Source organism: Mycobacterium venezuelense (assembly GCF_054919535.1).
In genome coordinates this window covers 197,046-218,665 of the sequence record NZ_JBONDW010000003.1, presented here as the reverse complement: position 1 = coordinate 218,665, position 21,620 = coordinate 197,046, and the positions used below count along the sequence as shown (strand labels likewise).

Here is a 21,620-nt window from a genome sequence, read left to right as displayed (position 1 = left end):
CCTGCTAGTGGCGCGGCGCGCCGATTCGGTTCAGTTCTCCCGAGGCAGTTCGGACAGTAAGAGGCGCGGGTGCACCGTCAGGGACGGTCGTGGTTGACGCTGCTGCGGCGCCGCCGGTCACGTTGCTGCTCGCGCCACAGAGTGGCGATCATCGGCACGTACGCGACAGCGCAGAGCGCATAGATCGCGAAGCGAATGTGTTGCCGGAACGGATAGTCGGTATCCCACCACAGCGCTACCGCGATCTGAACGAGCACCAGCGACAACACCACCGACTTCGTCAAGTACACCTTGCCGATCCGGTTCGTCCACCAACGTGACCGACCGAGATACTGCGCCGTGAAGATCAGCACCAGCACGGCGACCGCCAACAGCGATACGTCCGCCCAGAACTGGTAATCGATCTCGAACCACACGTCAGCGAGCAGGAACGCGACGATACACGCGACAGCCAACCCGTACGCCCAGCGCATCAACGTCCTCCCATTGCGTGCTGGAGTAGTTCTGTCCAGCCGTTCTTTTCGGTCTCGCGGCGCAAACGGGCCGTCACACTGAGGGATTGAGCGCGTAGCTGCTCTGACGCCTTGCGTCGGAATTCGGCCGCCTGGTCCTGCCGGTCAGCGGCCTTTGCCCGCCGGACAGCTTCGGCCGCTGCTTGATTGGCCTCTTCAACGTCGCGTCGCGTCACCTGCCACGGCCACTTCATCGACCGCCCCCTGACGCCAGTTCCCGCACCGACCCGAGCAGCCGAGTCGTTGCCTCCTCCATTGCGTTCTTCTCCAGAACCGTCTGGCTGAGCGTGCGAATGGTCTCGACGTCTTTGTCGGCTCGGGAACGGTTCGCTTCGATCTCACGGTCCCGCGCCGCGAGTTCACGGTTCTTCGCGTCGACAATCTCGCGATGGTGAATCCCGAGGACCAGCCAGCCGCGTTGCAGCGACAAGAACAGCAGGAAGGCCATCGCGACCACGAGACCGACTACACCGAAGTCATCCCACAGCGCTGGATTCCAGACGCCATTCACAGCTCGTCAGCAGCGTCAATCAGCGGCGCGTTCTTGGTCAGATACACACCGACCGCGCCGACAAACGCGATACCGGAAGCGATCGGCCCGGCCCACCCCTGTGGAATCCAGGTGGTGAACGTCTCGACCGCCGACGTCGCGAGCGTTCCCACCGCGGCCGTGGCAGCGACGATGCCCTTACGGACCTGGCTGACCGTGTACTTACCAATCTTCATGGCTGCTCGGCCTTTCGGATAGCGTCGAGCACTGCGTCCTTGTTCGGCAGTGCGCTGGGGTCAATGCCTTTCGACTTGGCGTAGGCATCGAGTTCGGGGCGCTTCCATTCGTCGCTCGGCTCGCCGTCCGGCCACGCCTTCGGCAGAACGTCTTCACCCGACGTGCTCAGCACCGGCACCGAACCATCTGGCAGAGGACCACCCTCAACGAATGTCGGGGCGGGCACCGGATCGCCGTCGGGGATTTCGGTGGTGCCGGCGATCGCGTCCGGAATATCGGCCTCATCGAGCAGGCCGGCCTCGCGGGCGTTGCCTTCCGGCACCGTGTAGAGAACCCGCGGCCGCGTCACCTTCTCGATCGCATCCGGCGGCGTGCCGACCTCCAGCAGCTTCGCCAGACCCGGTCCGCGCTTGCTCTTATCAACGAAATCGATCGTGGCGAAACCATCTTCAACCACAACGTCCACACCTTCAGGCATCAGCCCGTCTCCTATCCTGTGATGTCCACAGCGCCGATCAGCGCCTCGTAGCCGACGACCAGCGACCGCTCGGTGATCGCCTTGAATTCGTTGACGTCCATGCTGGGCGCGTCGCGGGTCTCCACCGGGCCGCGCCAGCCGTAGGTCGGGCTCGTGGCCACGAGCGTGTCGCCCAGCGCGTCGACGTAACCGCCGCCGAACACCCACGTGTGGCCCAGCGGGGAAACCAACTTGCCGCTGTTGTAGCGGATCAGGTTGGCCTGCGCCGCCGACGCCGCCCACTCCGCCGAAGCGTGAATGAACCCCAGCGTGCTGGTCTTCGCGAAGAGTCCCTCGATGTGCGCGACAGCGCCGACGATGTCGCTCGCGGTGTCGAGAGTGCCGGCGTCTGTCAGCATTCGGGTCGCCAGCGTCTTCTCGATTTGGTTCGGTTCCTGCAGGCGATGCACCTGCTGCGCACGGGTGCGGACCTCGTCGCGGCTCCGCCGCAGCAGGTCGCATTCGTCGACGGCCCACGTGGTGAGCGCAACGAAGGTATTCGGAAACTCCGGCCGCTCACCGTCTTTGATGTCGGTCGGGGTGAGATCGCTTTCAGCGGCGCACCACGGCGCAATCCACACACCGAACGCGGTGCCACCGCCGTAGTTGAAGACACGAAAGTCCACGCCCGACGGCAGCCAACGCAGCGGCCCCGGGTCGTCAGTCCACTGGGTGGCGACGACCAGCCCATTCGGTGCGGGGTTGACCAGCGGGGCGTCAAACACTATCGGGGACAGTGCTGCGGTCATTGGGTGTGGTCCTCTCTACTGGGAAGGCAGGCGGGCGTGAACCTTTCGCCTCGGGGATTCACCCCCGCCTGCCTCGTCCAATGCGATGCTCGGCGCCGGCCCTACGGGGTTTCAGCCGGCGTGTTGCACGCCACCAGCTGGCGAGCACCGACAGCACCCGACACGCAGATCGGCAACTGCACGTTGATCGACTGATCGCAGCGCTTGGCCACCTGCAGCGAGTCCTCGGTGAAGATGTGGGTGTACTGGTTGAGGACCAACTGCTGCAGCGGGTACTGGACACCGAGCGTGATGATGTTGTTCAGCGTCCGGAACCACGTTCCGGCCGGGAACAGCAGCACATTGACCGTGGCCGGGTAGACCACTGTGGCCATGTTGCCCGGCTGGCCAGCGCCGCGGGTCTGCCAGTCCACCACGTACTGCAGGTAGATGTCCCGCACGGCCAGCCAGTTGTCGATCTCGGCGTTGGAGACAGCCTTGGTCTCCTTGCCTTCCATCAACGCGAGGTCAGCACGCACCACCTCGCGGAACCACACCGGCGCAACACCTTCGATAGTGGCGTCGCCCTTGAGTCCCTTGTTGTACCGCAGGTTCGCAGCCTGCAGCGCCAACCCGTTCAGCACCGAACTGGTGGCGCCAAGCACCGAATCCGCCGGCACCACAATGGGAGTGCCCGATCCGGCCACCATCTTGCCGATGGAGATCTGCGAGACGCGGTGCTGGTGAGCGACCTGGATCTGCTCGAGCGCGTTCTCGATCGCCTCCGGCCATGCCTGCCGCTGCAGGATTCCCGCTTTGGCGGCCCAACCGATCGCTTCCAGCCGCCACTCGAGGAACTCGTCGGGGCAAGGCAGTTCGATGATGGGCTTGAGGGCGGTCGGGTTACCGCTGCCGTCAACAGCTTCCAGCTGGGTCTCGGTGAAGTGCCACACGTCGTCCAGCAGCGCCGACATGTCGGGGTTCACCGGAACACGGACACCACCGCGAGAGAAGTCGAACGGGGCGTCCGGCAGCGACAGCAGATCACTGGCCGGGGGAATGGCGCAGAACGTGTAGATCTGCTGCGACGGTGCGCACCAGCCGCCAGCCGCGACGAGCGCCTTCGCTGACACTGCGCCGTGGCCGGGGATCTCGCGGCCGATCTTCTGGATCGCCTCGTACATCTCGTGTTCGTTCGCGGGCACCGGGCCCTCGGGCTGCGGCCGGGACAGTCGGGCGACTGCCTGAGTGGCGTAGTTGCCGTCCGGGCTGGTGCCGGTCCGCTGACGACCCGACACCGACCCCTGGCCGACCGATGCGATCGACTGGGCGATCTCAGCGAAACCGACCTTCTGGGCGCGTCCCTCGCGGTCCAGCGCGAACTCGGTGTACTTCGGCGCCGACTGCACCAACTCCCAACCCTTGGGCTTCTCACCCGTCGGGGCGGGGCCGGGCAGATCGTTCTTGCCCTTGGTCGCGTTGACGAAGCTGACGGGCTTGCTTGCGCTGGCGGCTACGGCTTCGGGCTGCTCGGCAGCCTCAGCGGCGACCTGTTCGGCTTCGGCGACGACCTCGGCGGCCGCGCCGCCGTCGTCGTCAGCGTCACCGGAATCGTCGCCGTCGTCGGTGGTCTCGGCGTCGTCGGCCTCCGCTTCGGGCTTCTTGGCGGCAACCCGGTCGAACAGGCCGTTCAGCTTTTCCGCGTCGGCCTGGTCGGCGGCTGCGAGGGTTTCGCGCTTCTCGGTGACGGTGTCGCGCGAATCGAGCAGGTACTCGAGCTCGGCCACCTCGTCGGCGGTGAACTCATCACCGGCTGCGCGGCGGGCCTGGAAAACGTTGATCTCGGCTGTTGCCTTGGTTGCGAGCTCGTCGAGTTCGGCGACGGTGGCGGGCAGCGGATCGGGCAGCTTGAATTTCACTGCAGTTGCTCCTGTCTCGGATGCGTTGTGTGTCCTGTTGTCCGATCGCTCCCCGGCCCGCAGCCAGCAGGAACTCTCTGGCCGCAGAACGTAGAGACATGGCGTGCACACCCGTAGACGTGAAGCGGCCCCCGGCGTGCAACCGGGGGCCTGCTTGGTTCGGCTTATACGCCGTTGATGAGCTGCTTGATGGTGCCGCCGCCGTTGCGGCGCTGCGCTTCCTTCGCCTTCAACAGGCTGTCGAACACCTGCACCGTCTTGTCCGGCGCGGTGTAGCGGAACCCCTTAATCGTCGCCCCGCCCGACGTCGTGTCCCCCGCACGCTTAGCGCCTCGGCACGAGCACGCCATCAGGCACGCTCCAGCAGTTGTTCGATCCGCTCGCCCGGAGTCGGCTGCGGCGGCGGATCACCAACGGCGTCACGGGCGCGCGCGAACGCTGCGTCGGCGCGCGTCTGATGCGCGAGCGCGGCGTGCTGGTCGGCGCGACGCCGGTCCACGGTCTCGACGACCTCGGTCAGCAGCGTCTTGAGTGACTCCCGATCGAGGGTGAACCCACCGCCGGTCGTCTTCGACTTTCGCGACGGCCCGAGGCTGGCGACCAGAGCAATGTCCTGACCGGCCGGCCCGGTAACCGCGGAGTAGATCGGGAAGCCCGGCGTGTTCACTGCGTGCGCAGCGATCATGTCCAAGCCGCGGCCCTCGTCGCGCCAGTCACCCGACAGTGGCGCCGTCATGCCCATCTGAAACACCTCGGGATCCACACCCGGCGCCGGCACACCGGAGAACCAAATGCCGAACTGGTCCTCGCCGACGCGTACCAGTCCAAACGCGGTGCACACGTTGTCGTAGTGAGCGCGGGCCGTCGCCATCGTCACCCCGCGCGTCGTCGGGGCGTGGCCGCCCTCAACGGTGAGCCGGCCGACGGACAGTTGCTTGCCGTTGTCGAGCTGAACTTGGCTGGTGTGGAAGTTCGCATAGCCGTTGCGGTTACGCGGGGTCAGCTCACCGTTCCCGCCGCGGTACGGTTGCCCCCATTCGGCGAGGTGTCCGTAGATGCGGCCGGTGTCGTTGTTCATCGTCGGCGCGGTGGGCCGAGTCAGCTTCGGATCCTCGAACAGCGCCGGATCGTACGTCTTGACGCGCGGCCCGTCGACACTGGCGACGACGGACGCGACCACTGCGAGATCGCGAGTTTCGCGCTCCCCCAGCGTGATGTCGATGCCATCGAACGCGGGGGTTTGCACCAGCGTGAACCCCGTGACCTCTGCCGCGGTGAAATAGGTGTACGGCTCGCCGTTTTCCTCCCACCAGTCGAACAGGTCGCCCTCGATTTCCTTGCCGTTTTCGTCGGTGAAGATGTACTCGGCCGCGGCCAGGTCCAAGCTCGGCGCCGAAACCTGATGCTTCACCTGGTCGGCCGCTTCCTCAGCCTCCGGCGAATTCAGGAAATACCCGGACGCCCACACCCGGTCGCCGTCGATCTTCGCTTCCTCGACGACGCCGACGGTGTAGCTGTCGTAGTGCCCACCCACCGCCTGCTTCTGCCACGCCATCGGGTGCGGGAACTCCCGCATCGTGAGGTCAATGTCGGCGGCCAGTATTCGCCGGTCCGACGTCGACACACCCAACTTGCCGATGTAACCGCTGAACGTCAGGAACGTCTCAACCTCGGTGTCTTCGCCAGCCATGCTCATCTCCTGATCACTCGGTGCGGCCCAGCCGCCGGACGCCACACGTCCAATTCCGTCGTCGGTGTCACGGGCCCGCACATTGCCCGCCTCTTCTCGCCGCTCAATTTCCTCTGCCTGGGTGCGCCCGTTGCGGTTGATCGCCACGCTGTCGCGGCCGTTCAGCCGTTCGGTGTGCCGGTCCACCTCGTCCGGCAGGTCCTCATCGCGCGCCAGCACGCCAACGCGGCACCGGCAGTTCTTCCACTCCGCCGCCGACGCAGACCGGTCACCCGGCACAAACAACTGCTCACCGCCAACGGTGAAGTGCCCGTTGAGCGGAACCCGCTGACCATCAGCCGCCCAATGCGTCGGCCGGGTCTTCCCGTCGATCGTGCAGATCCACGTTTTCTCCAGTTCGTCGGCGTCCTCCGACAGTTGCGCGGCCGCGATCACCGCGTGGTTCATCACCTCGGCCGCCTGGTAGCCCTCGTTGCGGGCGACGTCGCGCATCTCCGGCGATGCTGGTTGCATCACTTCCGCGGCCCGGGCGCGCAACACTTCGGGCCGGTCCTCCGGTGTCACCGACATGGTCAGTGTCGGCTCGTTGAGAGCGGCTTCAACCTTGGCGCGCACCAGCGTCGGGGTTGTGGCGATGGTTTCGCGCTTCGCGGCCAGGAAATCGTCGCGGGCCGCCGCCAACGCCGGTGTGGCGTCGACGTATCCGACCGCCGCGGCGACCTCGTCACGCGTCAGCGCCAGCGACGCCAGCACGATCCCCAGCACCACGGAATCGAGATCGGGTGTGACAGTGTCGATCACACCGCCGCCGAGGTCCGACGCGACCTCGTACACGGCCGCAGCCCAGAGAATCGCGAGGCCCGCGACGATGATCTCTTCGGCGTGCTGGTCCCACACTCTCTGCGCCTGCGTCATCGCAGCCGGGTCTGGCGGCAACGCCGCCGCGGTGAGCGCCGGCAGAACCGCTGCCTGAGCGTCGGGCGCCCAGCGGCGCAGAGTCTCGGCGTACAAGTCACTGATCGCCGCTTCGGCTTGGATTGTGCGGTCGAGTGATTCGCCGCGGCCCGGCCAGAACACTCAGATCACCTGCCCATCGACAACCTGGGCGGTCAACTCGCGCTGCACGCGGCGCTTCACAGCGGCGCGAACCCGCTCCGGATCGACGCCGTGCTGTGCGGCGAACTCGTCGTTGAAAACCTCATCCCAACCCTTGATGAGTCGCGACACCTCGCCCTCGTCGACTGGGCCCATATAGCGGTGTGTCTGGTGAATCGGAACATGCCGCAACCGATCTACGTCGGACCGGGTGCGGCGCCGCTTGCCGGCCAACTCCAGCGCGCGGCCGACCAGCAGATCCACCACCGCAAGTTCGATGCCGCCACGACCAGCATGCTGGCCAGAAGGCTCATCATCCTCAGTATCAGGTTCATCCTCGTCAGCACTCGACTCGTCGTCGTCTTGGTCCTGGCCTGGCGGCAACGCCTGCGTCGGCTCCGGGAACTCGAGCGCCTGAATCGACGGATCCAACAGCGGCATCCACTCGCGCAGCAACTGCGCGGCGACCGCTGGCTCAGCCTTCGCCAGTTTGTCGCGAGCCAACTGCTGATAGCCCTCGAACGTCGTCAGGTCGTACATCGAATCGTCAGGCAGCCCATAGATCCGCACCAACCCTTCGGTCGTGAGACCGCCCTTCTCATGTGCATCCTTGGCTTCATCGGTCAGATCGGGATCGGCGGTCAGATCGCTGACGTCGAACCACAGGGTGTACTTGTCGGGGTCAATACCCTCGTCCTCGAGCACGTTGCGTAACGCGCTGTCGTAGAACGCCTGGCAGATCTTCTTGAGCACCGGAACGACGTGCAGCTGCACGTCCTCATCGCTGATCGTCCTTGCCGACCAGTGGTTGCCGGTGCTGAGCCCGAGCAGTCGCTCCGGCGACATATCCAGTCCCATCGCCAGGCGCGCGATCGCGTCGTTGCGGGTCTCGATCGCTACCTTGGTGACGTCCTTACCGAACTCCAGGTGGCTGATCTTCGCCAGGTGCTCACCCGGTGCGGCCGCGACGATCGGGACCAATGCCGCCATGCTGTTTTCGTTCTTAGCGGCCTCCTGTCCGACCTGAACGATCATGTCCTGCAGCTTGGTCGCGACCCTGCGTTGCGGCTGCGGCACGGCCGGCCCGGGCTTGTCCGCTGACGTAGGGGCCTGCGAATCAGGCAGCGAAGCCTCCGACGGAACGAACAGGATGCCGTTGTTCAGCAGACGTGAATTGTCCGCGTTGGCAATCTTCTTGGTCGTCCGGACGATTTCACGCAACGGATCCAGGCACGCCCGCACAGGCGAATCGGGCTCGGCCGCATCCTCCGCATCCGGGTTCCACACGCGGAACATGCTGTCCCCGGCGCCCGCGTCGAACGTGTGCTTGGACCCGTCTGGCAGCTTGATCACGACGCTGTTGGATCGGGTGCCCATCTCGATCTGTTTGCGGGTGACGGCATACCACTTTTCCACCACGCGCTCACGAACCCCGCGGCCTTCCTTGCGCATCAGGATCGCGATCCACAGCTCACCTGGCACGGTCAGAGCCTCGGTGGTGCGGCCAATCAGCTCCGCCTGCCCAAGCGGCCCGCCTGCGATCTTGCGGACGATCTCAGCGAACCGCAGACCCTCCGCGTTGTCTTCGGCGATGCCGCCAGTCGGCTCCCCGGTATCGGGATCGATCTCCGACGCCACCAACCGGGCACGTGAGCACGAACTTGCCCGCCAGCCGACGTAGTAACGCAGCTCCCCGACGCAGCGGAAATGCTTCCACGCTTCGTCCTGCCAGTTGTCACGCCGACCCGTCATGCTCGAACCGGCACGAAAGATCTGCGCCGGATCATTGACGGGCGCGCTGGCCGCAGTCAATGCGCGCGGCGCGGCGGAAGCGACCAACGCTGAGCCTTTACGCCGCCTGACGACGCGCAATCCGGGAGCTGCCACGACGGGGACGGTAGCCAAGCTGGGTGTTTACCCCTGCTCAATCTCCATCTCGTCCGCCGACAGCGGGGCGGCCAACCCGACGAGATACGACGCTGCGAGCGCGACCGGCACGAGCGCCCACCACGACCAACCGAGCACATAAACGACCGGCACCGCACCGGCCAGCGCGACCCACCAGCCCACACACCATGGGCATTCCAAGAACTCCGCCAGCGAGTTCCACCGGGCCATCGCCCGCAAGTAGATGGCCGACTGCGTCGGCTGACTGTTCAGCTCCGCCTCTTCGGCCGCCGTCCGCGCCGTCTCGGCGCGCCGAGCGATCCACAGCCGCAACGGATCCAGCACGGTGTCGTAGTTGATGAGGCGAGTCAATCGCGCGACGGCGAGCACGTAGACGACGAGGATCAGAACGGTCAATCCGAGGCTATGGTTCATGACCGCGGACGCTATGACCAAGGGGTGAAACCGATCCCGCCCGCAATTGAAGTCAATTGTTGACAGCAGCGCAGGTCAGCGACCGGTTCGCGCGTCGAACAGCCTGCCGATCTGTGCGGCACTGACGGCAATACGACTTCCCGCCGTGCTCGTAGATGTTGTACCGAACTCGCGGATGCCCGCACCGGAACAACGTCAGCGTGCCGGCCATGTGCGCGTCGACGAGCTGATCGAGTTGCGCACGCAGCCGCTCAGTTTCGGCTCTCGCGTCGGAGAGTTCGCGGCGCGTCACCGCGTGCTGGCACCGTTCAGCGCGGAGCTCGTCGCCGATCTCCCCCGTCTGCTTCTGCGCGACCTTGCACACCTGCGTCATGTCCTCGGCGCGGATCGACATCACCAGCCGCCGAGAACAACTCGTCCGCTCCGCGATATCCTCGGCCGTCATGCCGGCCAGCGTGAGCCCGGCGACGAGCCACGCCCGATCCGGGTCAGACAGCTCGGTCATCTTGCGGGAGGCTTTCGGCATTGACAGCACGGCGGCCACCATTTGGTCGTCGGGTTCCCACCGCTGCGGAGCCGTCACGGGTGCCACCCGGTCGCGATCGCGAACACGAGCACGGTCGCCATGGTCACAGCGAAGCCAACTGATACCCAGTCGACCGGCAGCAACCTCACGAGCCACACCGTAAGCACAACCGGCGCATCTTGATAGCAGCCCAGCTAACAGTCAGCTAAACCGTTACGGTGCAGGTGATCCTGGTCACGAAACCTGCGAACTCAGAATCCTGAATACAGGGAACCGATTCGATCCGAGCCGCGTCAAAACATCGTGTGAGGGACATCGAGGACATCGACGCCGAGTTGCGCGTCCTGGCCACCTATCGGGTCGCGTGTGCTGCTGACCGTGCACCCGTGCGGTCCACCGCCGCTGCGGATCGCCTTCTCGACGAAATTTGTGCGCTGACAGCATCCGAACCGGAATTAGGTTGGAATCTATGACTGAGCATCTCTATGACAAAGCAAGTGAGAAGGCCGCGCTGGCTAACGGCATTTTGGCCGGTGTCGACGCCACTGGCCTTAAACCGGCAGACCAGATTGCCTATGCCTCAGCACAGGCGCTCGTCTCGATCGCCTACACGCAAATGTTGATCGCCAACAGCACGCACCTGTTGAACGGTGGCCTGGACACTCTCGGCAAGGTCACGAACCAACAGGTCGAAACTGTCAACCGCATCGCTGAACACGTCGAGGCCACGAGATAACAGTGGCCAGTCACCCATCTCCGCGCGACCCGCGGCCCATGGACGGGATGTCGTCGCGCCGCACGTAGGGTCACTGTCAGCCGGCCTGCTGCCGCCACCACTCCATCGACGTCACTGAACCGCCCTGCGGCTGTTGCGGCACGTCGACGGGTGAGGCCAAATCCCACTCCAGCCCGGCCGAGTGCGCACACTCATCGTGTCCGATCACCAACGCCGCCAACGAGTCCGGTTGATGCTGGCCCGCCTGCCACGCGATCGCCCGGGCCTCGAAATCCGGGAAGTGCCCGGCCAGGCGGCAGTTGCCGACCTCGAGCGCCTGCAGCAGCGCGGCCGACCGCGCGACCGCATCACCCACCCGCGGGCGGCCCTTCGGCGGCCACGCCGTCACAGTGAGATCTCGGTTCAGGTCGCCGCGCTCGACCGCCCTAGTAATCGCATCCTTGACCACCCGCGTGTAGGTTTCCCTCGCCGCGAACCCCTCCACGGTGATCTGACTGGCCCCGACCGCGATCGCCAGCTTCACCGACTCGCGTGCCCATTCGTCCGACGTCATCGGCGCTGACCGGTCCGCGATCATGGCCGTCACCCCGTTGGCGGTCAGCGACGTCGCCACCAGACCACACGAGTCGCCCTCACCCGAGTCCGACGGGTCGACCGCGACCACCGTGAACACCGGCCGCGCAGGTGCGACCGGCAATCGCCAATCGTCCAACCACTTCTGCTTGACCAGGCCGCCCGCCGGGGACTTCGGCTCCCCGCAATATAGGGCGAACCACACGCGCTCACCAACGGTCCGGCGCAATGCAGCGAAATGCTCGGCCGTGAAACCCAACGCCGAGATCATCGCCACACCCGGCGGCCGTCTCAACGCGTCCGGGATCTTCGGATCGGACACGGCGGGAATGTTGGTGCGCCGCCACCGTTCCGGCTCCAATTTCAGCAGCGCGCCGGCCAGATCCTCCTCATGCCAACGCGTCATCACCAGCAGGATCGAACCGCCCGGATGAACACGCGTAGACAGCGTGCCCTGGAATTCGTTCAGGACGCGCTTGCGATGCGCCTTCGAATCCGCCTCCGCCGCATCCTTCACCGGGTCATCGATGACCATCAGATCGGCACCGAAGCCCGTCACACCGGAGTTGATGCCCGTCGCAAGCAGGCCACCCTCGTGGCCCTCCACGCGCCACTGACCCACCGCCGTCTTGTCCCGAGCGAGCCGGTAGCCGAGGAACTCGGAGTGCTCGTTGATGATCTTGCGGACCTCACGCGAATGCGCCTGCGCGAGCTCGTCGCTGTAGGACACGATCACAATCTCGAGGTCTGGGTTCTCCATCAACGCCCACACCGACGTCCAGATCGCCAGCAGGCGCGACTTACCTGTCCGCGGCGGCGTCGACACCGCATCACGCTCATCTGGCTGAGTCACCGATCGGACCGCGATATCGGACAGCAGCCGAATCGTCGGCGTCACACGGAACTTCGGGTCCAGCAGCCGCGCCAGCTCTGCGGGTGAGCCCGGCCGACGCTTGGCGCGCATTGCCCGCACATGCCTGATGGCGGTGAGCGTCTGGATCGCGGCCGACATGGCGGCGAGGTTGTCAGCCTGGGATGCACTCCAAGACTGAGCGGAGTACCGTCGAAAATGTGTATTGCACTTTTCGCAGTATGTGTATTACACTTAAGACGTGCGGATCGACATCCTCCCCCCGGCCACCTGGCACAGCATCACCGACACCGAGATCCGCACCGTCCTCACCTACCCCTCCGCCCGCGTCATCCTCACCCCCCGCCGCACCGACATCGCCACCGCGCCCGTCCTGCACATCGGACGCCCGGCCGACAACGAACCGCATCTGGAGGTGATCGCCGACCTCATCGACCCTGCTGTCGCCACCGTCTTCCACGCGATGATGCTCCGCCCGGTCGTCGTCGCTGAGTACAACCTCGAGGTCTACCTCACCCCCGACTTCGCGCCCCAGCGCCGCTACATCGGCCCCCGCCGGTAACCCCCGACACCCAGCCCACCAGACAGGAGACACACCATGACCGCCAAGCGCCGGCCCACGGCAGCCGACTACGAAGAAATGGCCCGCAGCTACACCGACGAACCACCCCGCGCCGACGAAGCCATCCGCATCGAACCCGGACCCGCCGCACTCCGCATGGGCCGACCTGCCAAAGACGCTGACAGCACAGGCAAAACCCCCGCACTGCCCGTCCGGCTGCCCGACCCGATCCGCGGCGAAATGAAACGCCGCGTCAAGGTCGGAGCCGAACGCAACGAGTCCGAACTGGTCCGTAAAGCGCTCGTCGAGTACTTCGAACGCCACCCGGTCGGCGCGAATGGCTGACACCAACGCGAGAGGGGGCAGGCCACAACCGGCCTGCCCCCTCTCGGCTGGACCTAATTCGAAACGTCCACGTCAATGCCGCCGCCTGGCAACTGGCCCCACTTCGCGCCAACCGTCAACGCGTACGCGAACGCCAAATCCTTCAAGTACGACGCGACTCTCGTGCCCTCCGCCGACGCCTTGATCGACTCCAACAGTGCAACCTTGGCCGCTTCCTCCGCCTCAGCTGTGCTCGCCATAATTTTCCCCTCTCCAATGGTCACCGCCGATTTGACGGCGACGAAACCGTAACGACAAACCCGCACAACCCGCACGAAAACTCCGACAACCTGAGCACAGCTCAGAGAGCTGGCGTACCGATGGCCGCTGGAGGTGCAGAGGAACAGCAGTTATCTCTCACACCGAAGTGACTGGTGTGAATAGTGAGGAAATCCCCTGGCCTAGCCTTTTGTGAGTTACGCTCCATCCGTAGGCCGAATCACCGACGATCACCGTAAAACCCCAGCTAGCCAGGTGGCAGCCTCACCTACCATGTGCGTAGCCTGAAGCCTCTGGCATTGATAATGCGTCGTCTGAGAGGTGGTGAGCGCTCTGCCAAGCCTTCGGATTCCTGACGGAGATCGTGATGCTCTGGTTGGGCTGCTGAAGCTCGGGACCGCTGATGGCAAAGAGCTGTCGACGGCCATCGACGCGTCTGATGGTTCCTTCAATAGCGTCGCAGATCTCCTCGGGAAACACGACGTTGATGGCCGCACGGCCTTTACTTCCCTTATGTCGCTCATGGCTGCAGGGCGTCGGTTCCGTATCTCAAGCGACGCCTTGGTGGAAGTACTGACGAATTCGTTCGGTGTAGAAGACGCCGGCATGGGGATTACGGCCTTACTGAACAATGCCACCATCCAGCGATATGCCAAGGCTCTGACGCTGCGAAATGAATACGAACGCATCGTAACTGACACTCGCATCCTCTCGGATATTCGGCCAGTGTTTGATGACGACGAGGAAAACCCAGGTATCCGCGCAGCGATTGTCAACCACACGCTCCGCTTTACTTACACCGCAGGCGACGGTGAGCGCCACGAGTCCCACTTTGCTCTCGATGTCCATGACCTCGAGAAACTCAAAGCGCAGATAGAGAGAGCCTTGAAGAAAGATAAAGCCTCGCAGAGCCTGGTCGAAACAGCTAGCGTTGTCGTCCTGCAGCCACTGGAGGACGACGAATGAGCATGAAGTGCTGGCCTGCTGACGACCGCCGTGGTGTTGCAGACGCCGTCATGGAAGATCCGCCCGCGCCCGAAGAGCCTGTGACGGTTGCGGCTTGGCCCGACGACAAACTGCATTTTGACAAACTGCATTTTGATGATCCCAGCGGCGCTTACTGGGTTATCGGTTCACGGCGGGGCATCTTCGGCTGGGGACGAGGCCAGGTTACGGCTGACATTCGTGCCATCGCGCCGACGAAAAGCGCAGCGGCGGCGCTCGCACAAGTGATGGCTGCGCGCCTCGACGTACTGAAAGTGTCGGAGTCTGATTCCTCTCGCGTTGCGGAACTACTTCGTCGTCACTTCCCGCGGAACGAACCGTTGGATGTTGCCGACCCCGATCTATCAGGGCGCATTTTGAAAGCGCTCGACGCGTCGACAACTGATTTTCGTACCGTTGTCTCCCTCGCTGACGAGCTTGGCGTCACAAGAGAAGCTGTGCAACAAGAACTCAACCAGTTAGGTGAAAGCCGCGTGCGGCGGCCCCTTGGACAAGAAAAGCGTTACCCAGACTGGTACCGCCTCACCAAAAAAGGGCCAACAAGGCAGGAGCGGCTAGGGCGACTCAAGGCCATCCTGGGCTTCTCAGCGATGGACGACGACTTCTAGCGGTGTTCGGGGTCGAGGGCACGGCATCCGTTTTCCTATGGGGCGCGGTGGGGGGCCTGACGACACAGGTCGTGGCCAACGTCGCGTTGATCCTGCAGCGCCAATTCGCTGGGAAGTACAAGACGCCGAGACGCTTCAAGACCTTCACTTTCTGGGTCGGCGTCGTTGGCAGCGCCTTCCTCGGCGGTGTCCTAGCGTGGTCACAAGGTGACACCCTGATCACGTCTCACCAACTGGCGTGGCAGATCGGTCTTGCATGGCCAGCGCTGCTGGGAATCACCTTCAACAAACAAGGCCCCGGACCACCAGGGGACGTCAGTTGACGCCACCCTCCGGCGCTGCGCTGGGTCAACTACCCCCTACCTGTTTGGCCTGAATAGAAGCAGTTGGGGCGCATCGCAGTCCTGACAACGCCACGGGCTGCCTGCTCTGCCAACGGCTGAAACACGACCGCGTCTGATCGGAACAACCATCACCGGTTGTCCGTCCATTCGTCGAACAACGTCCACAGCGCGCAGCTCATCGAGGAACGCCTCATACCGTGGGGCGAATCACTCACGACCGGCGTATCCCGCAAGATATGAGCTCAGGGCACAGGTGACAAATGAGCGGCGACGCCCCCAGCAACGCTGAGGTACGCTCACCACCAGGAAGTTGGCCAGTTGGGGGATTGGCATGGCAAACGAACTCGAAGTAGAAGCCAGCGGCCTACGCGCCGCCGCGGCCAGCAGCGACGCCGCCGCCGCCGAGCTGTCCACCAGCAGCGTCGAAGGCGTGCCCGGCACGACACCGAGCCACGCCGGCGTCGCCGCAATCATGGCCGCCGCCCAGTCCGTCCGCGGCCGTCAATCCGGCCGGATCAGCGGCCAGGCCAGCGACCTCACCGTGAGCGGTGCCAGCTACGACACCATCGACTCCGACGGCGCCGACGCCATCACCACGGTGAGCGTGTGAGCCCTGCCGCTCCCGGCCTGGCCAACGCGCTGCCCAGCCGGTCGGAGATCGAAGAGTGGCCAACCCAACACCTCGACGACGCAGCCACGCAGCTGCGGAGCATGGGCACGCAGTCCGTCGCGCTATTCGACGAGCACCGCCAGAGCATCATCGCCCCAGGCGGCACGACGTGGGAAGGCGACGCCAAGGACGCGGCGCTGAATCGGGTGACGGCCGACACCGCGGTAGTACGCCGTCAGACCTCCGTTCAAGACGAGGCCGCCAACATCGCCGAGAATGGCAGCCACGACGTACGGGCCGCCAAGCGTGAGGCGCTCGACGCGATCACCGCGGCCGAAAACGACGGGTTCAAGGTCGGCGAAGACCTCACGGTGACCGACACCCGCACAGTCGACCGCGACTCCATAGCCGCGCGCCAAACCGCCGCCACCGAACACGCCGAGGACATTCGCTGGTACGCCGAACGCCTGGTCCAGGCCGACACCCTCGTCGGGGAGCGGCTGCAGACGAAAGCCGCCGAGCTCGAAGGGATCCGCTTCGACGGCGAGGGCGACGGGCGTGACGGCACCGTCCAGTTCGTGGACAACGAGACCGAGGATCCGGCGCCCGAGACCGACACTGGCGAGGACACCGAGACCGGAGACGCAGACGATCCCGACGCGGACAGCGAAACCGGAGACCCCGATACGCCGGCCGACGATGGACCGAAATCCCAACACCCGGACTACCCCAACCGGAACAGGGACGGCACCTACCGCGACGACAACTCCGTCGACGGCAAGGCCGCGGAAAAGGCAGCACTCGACAAACGCGAGGAAGAAACCGGCATCACACTCGATCGCAGACAGGTAAAGGCGACCCATCCAGATGTGAATAACCGCAAGACCGGCAAGCCCCAAGGCCGCTACTACGACGCCCTCGAGCCCACCGACAACCCCGACGAGTACATCGGCATCGAGGCCAAGACCCACGAGGGCGTGGATCGGACGCCTGACCAGAAGCGATTCGACGGGGCCGTCTCACCGGAGAGACCCGCGACGGCCGTCGTCGACGGACGCGAAGTCAGAATCGTGGGTACCGACTTGGCTCACCCGCCCGAGGGATGGGACGACGCGCCTGCCGAGTCAGACGAACCCACCGAATCCGGCGGCGCCGACACAGGTGGCGGCGCCGAGGCGAAAGTTCCCGGCCCGGCCCTGCCGCCCGCACTCACCGATTCCGGTGCCGGAGATTTCGGTGGCGTGCACGCCGAGGGCACCGTGCCCGTGAGCCCCGCGCCCACGAACGCTCCCAACTACCCGGGGTGGGGCACGCAATTGACCCCTCAAGAAATGATCAACAGCGACGATCCCGGGCTGCGAGTGGCAGGCCAGGCAATCCTCGAACAGATGCGGCGGGAAGGCAGGGTCGACCCGAGCAGCACCGCCTAACGTTGCGCGGCGGCGCCCCGCAAGTCGATGAGGTCGCCGCCGGCCGTGTAGCCCTCCACTGGACGTAGCACGTAGCCCGGTGGGATGTCGCCGGTCTTGTAGTACGCGAAGAAAATGTCGCCCGCCTCCTCGGCCTCGAATACCTCGGGGCGGCTGACCATCTGGGTGGCCTTGGGCAACTCGATCGCCACGTCAAGCGGCGGGGTTCCGTCGTGTTGATGTCCGATGACGTAGCGGACCCAGTCGGCGCCCCACTGCTCACCGCCAGGTTTGCGAATCTCTAGAGCCATGGCTTCGGCGCTTCCGGCGGCCTGGATGTACTGCTCGGTGGCCTCGTTGCGGACGTCCTGGTAGCCCTTCCCGGCCGGAAGCGGGTAGAACAGCAGGAACCAGCGCTCAGCGCCGTTCAAACGGCGTAGCGGGCTGACGAACTGAAGGCGGCTTGAGCCACCGTCCTTCTCCGATGCGCTGCCGCTGGAAAACACCATCACGTGTGTCGGAACGCCCATGTCAATCACCCTATCTGGCTGGATGGTTCGTGCGCGGCCGCCGACTGGTCGCAGAACTGCGTAGCGGCTCGGGTTGGTACCAGCGGCCGTCGGCGTCCTGCACGAGGCCGAGCTGCTCACGCAGTTCAGCAGCCCTCGCGCTCACCGGCGATTCCAACCGCGACGCGGGCGGCCGCTGACCACGCATCCGAACCGCGTTGAACCTCGGTTCCTCAGTCCGGATAGCAGCAACCTCCGCCTCAGCGAGCTGCAGCTCTGTAGCGAAGCCGCGCTGGAGTGTGATCGTCGCAGCCTCGGCGAAGAACGCAGACCCTCGGCGATGCTGCGAGAACCTCTCCCACGCCTGAACCGTCTTGCCGATGTAGAGCAACCCGCCGTCTTCGTCGAAGAACCTGTAGAGCACCAAGTCGAGGTTCATCGCTCACCGTCCAGGATTCGGTAGATGGTTGGTCGGGACACGCGGTGCACGCGGGCGAGTGCAGCGACGGTCTCACCGTTGGCGTGCGCCCGGCGGATAGTCTCGGCCTGCTCGGCATCGAACTTCGGCTTGGCCCCACCGAGGTTGCCGCCTCGCTGGCGGATCAGCCGGCGCTTCGCCTCGGCGCGCTCAGCTTTCAGTTCAACCTCGTATTCGGCTATAGCGCACAGGATCGTCATGGTCATTCGCCCGGAGCTGGTCGACGAGTCCAGCCCGTCGGTGAGTGAGCGCAGCACGACACCTCTGGCGTTCAGCTCGCAGATCGTGTGCAGCATCTGCAGGGCATCGCGGCCGAGCCGGTCGAGCTTCCACACCACCAACGTGTCGCCTTCATCGAGTTCAGCCAACGCGGCCGCGAGCTGTGGTCGGTCGTTGCGTTTGCCGCTCATCTTCTCGGTGAAGATCGGATCGCAGCCGGCCGACTGGAGCGCTGCCACTTGTTGCTCGGTGGTCTGCCTGGACGTGGAGACACGCGCGTAGCCAACCAGTCGTCCGCTCACGCTGCCCGCTCCACCTCGGCGTCGGCGCGGCCCTGCAGGTAGTCCTGCTCGACGGCAAGCCAGGTGAGGATCCGCCACTCGGGGTTCTCGTTCAGCTCGGCGACACGGGCAGCGAACCGGGCCCGGAACTCTTCGGCCGGCTCCGCGAGCGCCTTGCGGATACTGGCGCCGCGTCGCGCTGCGTAGTCGCGGCGGGCGGCTTCCCGCTGAGCCTCGGCGGTCTCTCTGCTCATATCTCAACTTTACATGGTTGCGTTACACTCCGACAAGGGCAAATGCCGCCGAATTCGGGGTGTAACAAAACGTTTGGCAACCGTTACACTTCGGGCTCGTCATCCCCCTCGGCCAGGGCACGCTCAATCCACGACGGCTCCCGCTCCGTCTCGACACCCTCGGCCAGCCGGTACACGGCCGCCCACTCAGCCAGCTCGTTCGCTGGGATGCCGCCACCCACCGCGAGCACCTGACGCGCCACGTCGACGTGCAGCTCCCACAGCGGATCGCCCGGGCCCTCCACGCGGCCGAACAGCGCCCGGGCCTCGGCGGCCGCAGCGGCGTCGAGCGCGGCCGGGTCGAGCCGGCCGGTCGCGATGTCCTCGGCCAGCGTCATCGCCGCGTCGACACCGGCCTTCTTGGCGGCCTTTTTCGCGGCGGCGAGCTGCTCTGCTGTCGTCACGCTTCGATCTCCTGTTGGTCGGGCAGGGGCACGATCTCGGCGTCGATCGCGGCCTGCAGCTTGGCGCGGGTGTCGGTGATCATCTCCACCACGGTCTGCGTCACGTTCACGTCGACCACCTGCGGGACGGCGACGTGCTGGCCGGTGAGCTTCGCGTACTTGTCCAGGCCGTCGAGGACGACCTTGCCGAGCTCGGCGGCGTCGCGGTGCTTGCCGGCATCGATCGCGTCGTCGAGGGCGTCGGCCAGCTTGTGCGTCGTAGCGATGAGCGTGTCTCCGGTCGCGCGGCGCATGGTCTCCAGGTCGTCGGGCGGGTTCTTCTCCAGCCATTTGTTGACGGCCTTGAGTGCGTTCTGCCGCGATTTGAAGCCGAGTTCGTCGGCGACTTCTTGCCAGGTGCGGCCTCGGCGGCGCAGTTCCCAGCCGCGTCGGCAGCGTTCTTGGCTGGCTTGGCGGTTCATGACTGGGGGCATGGTGGGGATTTTCTGGTGGTGGGGTGCTGGTGGGTTTTGAGCTGGTTTGTTTCAGGTGTGGCGTTTCTGGGGGTGTTGGGGTGAGTTTCAGGTGTGGTTTTGGGGGTCTGGTGTCGCTTGTGGGCGTTTTTCGGGGTGTGGTTGGGGTGTTGGTGGCTGCCAGCCCATTTGGGTGCGTATGGCGGCGATTCCGCGGTGGGCGGCTTGGGTGTGGTCTTGGTGGTCGCAGACGAGGGTTCCGCGGTAGCCGTCGGGGTCGCAGAGCTGGCAGTCATGGATTGCCTGGGCGCGGTTGGCTCGGGCTTGGCGGGTTTGTTGGGCTTCCCAGAGTTCTGCGGGGCTGGGACCGTCGGCTTGGCGTTCGTCCTGCCAGACGTCTTCGGGATCTCGCATGGCGTTGCTCCGTTCTCTCAATCGCGCGCGCGGTCTGTGGTTGCGTCGGTGGTCCGGTAGGTCATCGGTTGTCGTTGTGAAGTTGCGGTAGGTGGATTGGTCCGTCTTGCACGTATGTGCATGACGGGTTTGGTTGTCCTGTAGGTGGGTTGTCCTGTGTTGCACCAAATCCGTGCATGTTGCGGGGCCTGATGTTGCACGGAAGTCGTGCAAGTTCCGGGCGGCTGATGTTGCACAAAAAAACGTGCATGATGGGCGTCACACTGGGCGCTGCATGTTGCACGGTTTCCGTGCATGACAAGCGATCTCATGTTGCACGGTTTCCGTGCATGTTGGCGCGGTCTTGAGGCGCGGTTTTCGGGGGCAGTTGGATCGGCGCGGACCAGTGGAATAGCTCCTCGTCGGTGAAGCGTCGGCCGCCCGAACAGACGAGGTACGAGCAGCGTCGGGCCACCAGTTCGCCGTCGCGGACGTAGCGGCGGATGATGAGCCGGTGATCCTTGACGGCGCGGTCGAGGGCTCGTGAGGCGCGTTCGCGGTTGAGGCCCCACCCGAATTGCTCGGACAGGTGCGCGGCGGAGGTCTCCCAGGCGCGTTTCGACGTGTCAGGGGAACTGGCCCAGGAGAGCAGGAACGCCATGACAACGAGCCCGTCGGAGCCTAGCGCGTCGTCGTGTGCGCCTGCCCGGATGAGTTCGTCGGAGAGCCAGGTGACGCCGTGGCGTATTGGCTCGCCGATTACGTGAATTGGGTTCCGTCGTCCCACTTCACGGTCGCCTGACTGCGGTAGCGTTTCCCATCGCGTCGATCTCGTTGAGGTCGAACCGGATCAGCCTGGGTCCGAAGCGGTGGCGTCTGATGCGGCCTTCGTCGGCCCAGCGGGCGATCGTGTTGGGGTGGACACCGAGGTGTTGGGCGGCTTCGGTTTTGGTGGCCCAGCGAGGTCGGCGCCCGCATTGTTCCTCGTTGTCGCTCATGGTCTCGTGTGTGTACGCGTAGTGAGTGCAGTGTTGCCGTCGCCGTCATCCCACGTGGGACACTCGGGGTGGTGCCCTTGCGTGGCAGGGTGCCAGCCGCATTCGGGGCAGCGTTTCATCGCGATCAGCTCGGCCCGTGTGAACAGCAACCGGATCTTCGGGTCGCTCATGACTGCCCCGGTCGTGATGTGAGGTGCCAGGATCCGCAGTCGCAGACGTATGCGCGTTCAGGCCGG

Annotated in this window: 31 protein-coding genes; 8 read left to right on the top strand and 23 right to left on the bottom strand. The window is 65.1% G+C overall.

The window, feature by feature from the left end; genetic code table 11:
- Positions 1-77 precede the first annotated feature (77 nt).
- The 12 genes from ACRCUN_RS06275 to ACRCUN_RS06220 all read right to left on the bottom strand — a co-directional run bounded on the left by ACRCUN_RS06275 (position 78) and on the right by ACRCUN_RS06220 (position 10,093).
- Positions 78-473, bottom strand: coding sequence for a putative phage holin (locus ACRCUN_RS06275; RefSeq protein ID WP_462140765.1), 396 nt, complete (start codon positions 471-473; stop codon positions 78-80).
- Entirely contained in the window at positions 473-706 is a 234-nt protein-coding gene (locus ACRCUN_RS06270) for a DUF7620 family protein (protein WP_462140764.1), read from the bottom strand. The genes ACRCUN_RS06275 and ACRCUN_RS06270 overlap by 1 nt, the downstream gene beginning before the upstream one ends.
- Positions 703-1,023 carry a hypothetical protein gene (locus tag ACRCUN_RS06265; protein ID WP_462140763.1) on the bottom strand — a complete coding sequence of 107 codons (321 nt, stop codon included), beginning with the start codon at positions 1,021-1,023 and terminating at the stop codon, positions 703-705. The genes ACRCUN_RS06270 and ACRCUN_RS06265 overlap by 4 nt, the downstream gene beginning before the upstream one ends.
- Positions 1,020-1,238 (bottom strand): hypothetical protein, encoded by a 219-nt coding sequence (locus ACRCUN_RS06260; RefSeq protein ID WP_462140762.1) that lies wholly within the window; start codon positions 1,236-1,238, stop codon positions 1,020-1,022. The genes ACRCUN_RS06265 and ACRCUN_RS06260 overlap by 4 nt, the downstream gene beginning before the upstream one ends.
- Positions 1,235-1,717, bottom strand: a complete 483-nt coding sequence (locus ACRCUN_RS06255) for a hypothetical protein (protein WP_462140761.1) — start codon at positions 1,715-1,717, stop codon at positions 1,235-1,237. The genes ACRCUN_RS06260 and ACRCUN_RS06255 overlap by 4 nt, the downstream gene beginning before the upstream one ends.
- Positions 1,718-1,728: 11 nt before the next feature.
- Entirely contained in the window at positions 1,729-2,505 is a 777-nt protein-coding gene (locus ACRCUN_RS06250) for a hypothetical protein (protein WP_462140760.1), read from the bottom strand.
- Positions 2,506-2,606: 101 nt separating this feature from the next.
- Entirely contained in the window at positions 2,607-4,403 is a 1,797-nt protein-coding gene (locus tag ACRCUN_RS06245; protein ID WP_462140759.1) for a major capsid protein, read from the bottom strand.
- A gap of 164 nt (positions 4,404-4,567) precedes the next feature.
- Positions 4,568-4,753 (bottom strand): DUF7196 family protein, encoded by a 186-nt coding sequence (locus ACRCUN_RS06240; RefSeq protein ID WP_462140758.1) that lies wholly within the window; start codon positions 4,751-4,753, stop codon positions 4,568-4,570.
- Positions 4,753-7,170 (bottom strand): putative phage head morphogenesis protein, encoded by a 2,418-nt coding sequence (locus tag ACRCUN_RS06235; protein WP_462140757.1) that lies wholly within the window; start codon positions 7,168-7,170, stop codon positions 4,753-4,755. The genes ACRCUN_RS06240 and ACRCUN_RS06235 overlap by 1 nt, the downstream gene beginning before the upstream one ends.
- The gene (locus ACRCUN_RS06230) at positions 7,171-9,075 is read right to left on the bottom strand and encodes a hypothetical protein (protein WP_462140756.1); all 1,905 of its coding nucleotides are present in this window, start codon (positions 9,073-9,075) and stop codon (positions 7,171-7,173) included. It lies immediately after the preceding gene.
- Positions 9,076-9,102: 27 nt separating this feature from the next.
- The gene (locus ACRCUN_RS06225) at positions 9,103-9,510 is read right to left on the bottom strand and encodes a DUF1360 domain-containing protein (protein WP_462140755.1); all 408 of its coding nucleotides are present in this window, start codon (positions 9,508-9,510) and stop codon (positions 9,103-9,105) included.
- Between the two features lie 52 nt (positions 9,511-9,562).
- Positions 9,563-10,093, bottom strand: coding sequence for a hypothetical protein (locus tag ACRCUN_RS06220; protein ID WP_462140754.1), 531 nt, complete (start codon positions 10,091-10,093; stop codon positions 9,563-9,565).
- Between the two features lie 412 nt (positions 10,094-10,505).
- Between ACRCUN_RS06220 and ACRCUN_RS06215 the strand changes: the two genes are divergently transcribed.
- Entirely contained in the window at positions 10,506-10,772 is a 267-nt protein-coding gene (locus tag ACRCUN_RS06215; RefSeq protein ID WP_462140753.1) for a hypothetical protein, read from the top strand.
- A gap of 76 nt (positions 10,773-10,848) precedes the next feature.
- On the opposite strand, the gene ACRCUN_RS06210 is transcribed toward ACRCUN_RS06215, so the two are convergent.
- Positions 10,849-12,357, bottom strand: coding sequence for a terminase large subunit domain-containing protein (locus tag ACRCUN_RS06210; RefSeq protein ID WP_462140752.1), 1,509 nt, complete (start codon positions 12,355-12,357; stop codon positions 10,849-10,851).
- A 100-nt stretch (positions 12,358-12,457) separates the two neighbouring features.
- Between ACRCUN_RS06210 and ACRCUN_RS06205 the strand changes: the two genes are divergently transcribed.
- On the top strand, positions 12,458-12,778 hold the full coding sequence (locus ACRCUN_RS06205) for a hypothetical protein (RefSeq protein ID WP_462140751.1): 321 nt from the start codon (positions 12,458-12,460) through the stop codon (positions 12,776-12,778).
- Positions 12,779-12,814: 36 nt separating this feature from the next.
- Positions 12,815-13,123, top strand: coding sequence for a hypothetical protein (locus ACRCUN_RS06200; RefSeq protein ID WP_462140750.1), 309 nt, complete (start codon positions 12,815-12,817; stop codon positions 13,121-13,123).
- Between the two features lie 53 nt (positions 13,124-13,176).
- Here ACRCUN_RS06200 and ACRCUN_RS06195 read toward each other — a convergent pair whose 3' ends face one another.
- Positions 13,177-13,362: a hypothetical protein gene (locus tag ACRCUN_RS06195; protein ID WP_462140749.1), complete on the bottom strand. Its 186-nt coding sequence runs from the start codon at positions 13,360-13,362 to the stop codon at positions 13,177-13,179.
- A gap of 343 nt (positions 13,363-13,705) precedes the next feature.
- Here ACRCUN_RS06195 and ACRCUN_RS06190 point away from each other — a divergent pair, with 343 nt between their 5' ends.
- The 5 genes from ACRCUN_RS06190 (at position 13,706) to ACRCUN_RS06170 (ending at position 17,378) form a co-directional block, all read left to right on the top strand.
- Positions 13,706-14,347, top strand: coding sequence for a hypothetical protein (locus ACRCUN_RS06190; RefSeq protein ID WP_462140748.1), 642 nt, complete (start codon positions 13,706-13,708; stop codon positions 14,345-14,347).
- Positions 14,344-14,994, top strand: coding sequence for a hypothetical protein (locus ACRCUN_RS06185; RefSeq protein ID WP_462140747.1), 651 nt, complete (start codon positions 14,344-14,346; stop codon positions 14,992-14,994). The genes ACRCUN_RS06190 and ACRCUN_RS06185 overlap by 4 nt, the downstream gene beginning before the upstream one ends.
- Positions 14,995-15,065: 71 nt before the next feature.
- On the top strand, positions 15,066-15,317 hold the full coding sequence (locus ACRCUN_RS06180; protein ID WP_462140746.1) for a hypothetical protein: 252 nt from the start codon (positions 15,066-15,068) through the stop codon (positions 15,315-15,317).
- Between the two features lie 352 nt (positions 15,318-15,669).
- A complete protein-coding gene (locus ACRCUN_RS06175; RefSeq protein WP_462140745.1) occupies positions 15,670-15,948 on the top strand; it encodes a hypothetical protein in 279 nt (92 codons plus the stop codon).
- Entirely contained in the window at positions 15,945-17,378 is a 1,434-nt protein-coding gene (locus ACRCUN_RS06170) for a hypothetical protein (RefSeq protein WP_462140744.1), read from the top strand. Before ACRCUN_RS06175 ends, ACRCUN_RS06170 begins: the two co-directional genes overlap by 4 nt.
- Here ACRCUN_RS06170 and ACRCUN_RS06165 read toward each other — a convergent pair.
- From ACRCUN_RS06165 to ACRCUN_RS06125, 9 genes are all read right to left on the bottom strand, one after another.
- Entirely contained in the window at positions 17,375-17,887 is a 513-nt protein-coding gene (locus tag ACRCUN_RS06165) for a hypothetical protein (RefSeq protein ID WP_462140743.1), read from the bottom strand. The two genes, ACRCUN_RS06170 and ACRCUN_RS06165, sit on opposite strands and share 4 nt — an antisense overlap.
- A gap of 10 nt (positions 17,888-17,897) precedes the next feature.
- Positions 17,898-18,305: a GIY-YIG nuclease family protein gene (locus tag ACRCUN_RS06160; RefSeq protein ID WP_462140742.1), complete on the bottom strand. Its 408-nt coding sequence runs from the start codon at positions 18,303-18,305 to the stop codon at positions 17,898-17,900.
- Positions 18,302-18,865 (bottom strand): recombinase family protein, encoded by a 564-nt coding sequence (locus ACRCUN_RS06155; protein WP_462140741.1) that lies wholly within the window; start codon positions 18,863-18,865, stop codon positions 18,302-18,304. Before ACRCUN_RS06155 ends, ACRCUN_RS06160 begins: the two co-directional genes overlap by 4 nt.
- Positions 18,862-19,098: a hypothetical protein gene (locus ACRCUN_RS06150; protein ID WP_462140740.1), complete on the bottom strand. Its 237-nt coding sequence runs from the start codon at positions 19,096-19,098 to the stop codon at positions 18,862-18,864. The genes ACRCUN_RS06155 and ACRCUN_RS06150 overlap by 4 nt, the downstream gene beginning before the upstream one ends.
- Before the next feature lie 83 nt (positions 19,099-19,181).
- Positions 19,182-19,541: a flagellar hook-length control protein gene (locus tag ACRCUN_RS06145; protein WP_462140739.1), complete on the bottom strand. Its 360-nt coding sequence runs from the start codon at positions 19,539-19,541 to the stop codon at positions 19,182-19,184.
- Positions 19,538-20,014 (bottom strand): hypothetical protein, encoded by a 477-nt coding sequence (locus ACRCUN_RS06140; RefSeq protein WP_462140738.1) that lies wholly within the window; start codon positions 20,012-20,014, stop codon positions 19,538-19,540. Before ACRCUN_RS06140 ends, ACRCUN_RS06145 begins: the two co-directional genes overlap by 4 nt.
- Before the next feature lie 87 nt (positions 20,015-20,101).
- Entirely contained in the window at positions 20,102-20,407 is a 306-nt protein-coding gene (locus ACRCUN_RS06135; protein ID WP_462140737.1) for a hypothetical protein, read from the bottom strand.
- 307 nt (positions 20,408-20,714) lie between these two features.
- Positions 20,715-21,173, bottom strand: coding sequence for a hypothetical protein (locus ACRCUN_RS06130; RefSeq protein WP_462140736.1), 459 nt, complete (start codon positions 21,171-21,173; stop codon positions 20,715-20,717).
- 1 nt (position 21,174) lies between these two features.
- Positions 21,175-21,384 carry a helix-turn-helix domain-containing protein gene (locus ACRCUN_RS06125; RefSeq protein ID WP_462140735.1) on the bottom strand — a complete coding sequence of 70 codons (210 nt, stop codon included), beginning with the start codon at positions 21,382-21,384 and terminating at the stop codon, positions 21,175-21,177.
- Between the last annotated feature and the right edge of the window lie 236 nt (positions 21,385-21,620).

Coding starts and splice junctions, on each gene's coding strand:
- ACRCUN_RS06275 (WP_462140765.1), bottom strand. CDS start 473: ATGCGCTGGGCGTACGGGTTGGCTGTCGCGTGTATCGTCGCGTTCCTG.
- ACRCUN_RS06270 (WP_462140764.1), bottom strand. CDS start 706: ATGAAGTGGCCGTGGCAGGTGACGCGACGCGACGTTGAAGAGGCCAAT.
- ACRCUN_RS06260 (WP_462140762.1), bottom strand. CDS start 1,238: ATGAAGATTGGTAAGTACACGGTCAGCCAGGTCCGTAAGGGCATCGTC.
- ACRCUN_RS06255 (WP_462140761.1), bottom strand. CDS start 1,717: ATGCCTGAAGGTGTGGACGTTGTGGTTGAAGATGGTTTCGCCACGATC.
- ACRCUN_RS06250 (WP_462140760.1), bottom strand. CDS start 2,505: ATGACCGCAGCACTGTCCCCGATAGTGTTTGACGCCCCGCTGGTCAAC.
- ACRCUN_RS06240 (WP_462140758.1), bottom strand. CDS start 4,753: ATGGCGTGCTCGTGCCGAGGCGCTAAGCGTGCGGGGGACACGACGTCG.
- ACRCUN_RS06225 (WP_462140755.1), bottom strand. CDS start 9,510: ATGAACCATAGCCTCGGATTGACCGTTCTGATCCTCGTCGTCTACGTG.
- ACRCUN_RS06215 (WP_462140753.1), top strand. CDS start 10,506: ATGACTGAGCATCTCTATGACAAAGCAAGTGAGAAGGCCGCGCTGGCT.
- ACRCUN_RS06210 (WP_462140752.1), bottom strand. CDS start 12,357: ATGTCGGCCGCGATCCAGACGCTCACCGCCATCAGGCATGTGCGGGCA.
- ACRCUN_RS06200 (WP_462140750.1), top strand. CDS start 12,815: ATGACCGCCAAGCGCCGGCCCACGGCAGCCGACTACGAAGAAATGGCC.
- ACRCUN_RS06195 (WP_462140749.1), bottom strand. CDS start 13,362: ATGGCGAGCACAGCTGAGGCGGAGGAAGCGGCCAAGGTTGCACTGTTG.
- ACRCUN_RS06185 (WP_462140747.1), top strand. CDS start 14,344: ATGAGCATGAAGTGCTGGCCTGCTGACGACCGCCGTGGTGTTGCAGAC.
- ACRCUN_RS06175 (WP_462140745.1), top strand. CDS start 15,670: ATGGCAAACGAACTCGAAGTAGAAGCCAGCGGCCTACGCGCCGCCGCG.
- ACRCUN_RS06165 (WP_462140743.1), bottom strand. CDS start 17,887: ATGGGCGTTCCGACACACGTGATGGTGTTTTCCAGCGGCAGCGCATCG.
- ACRCUN_RS06160 (WP_462140742.1), bottom strand. CDS start 18,305: ATGAACCTCGACTTGGTGCTCTACAGGTTCTTCGACGAAGACGGCGGG.
- ACRCUN_RS06150 (WP_462140740.1), bottom strand. CDS start 19,098: ATGAGCAGAGAGACCGCCGAGGCTCAGCGGGAAGCCGCCCGCCGCGAC.
- ACRCUN_RS06140 (WP_462140738.1), bottom strand. CDS start 20,014: ATGCCCCCAGTCATGAACCGCCAAGCCAGCCAAGAACGCTGCCGACGC.
- ACRCUN_RS06135 (WP_462140737.1), bottom strand. CDS start 20,407: ATGCGAGATCCCGAAGACGTCTGGCAGGACGAACGCCAAGCCGACGGT.
- ACRCUN_RS06125 (WP_462140735.1), bottom strand. CDS start 21,384: ATGAGCGACAACGAGGAACAATGCGGGCGCCGACCTCGCTGGGCCACC.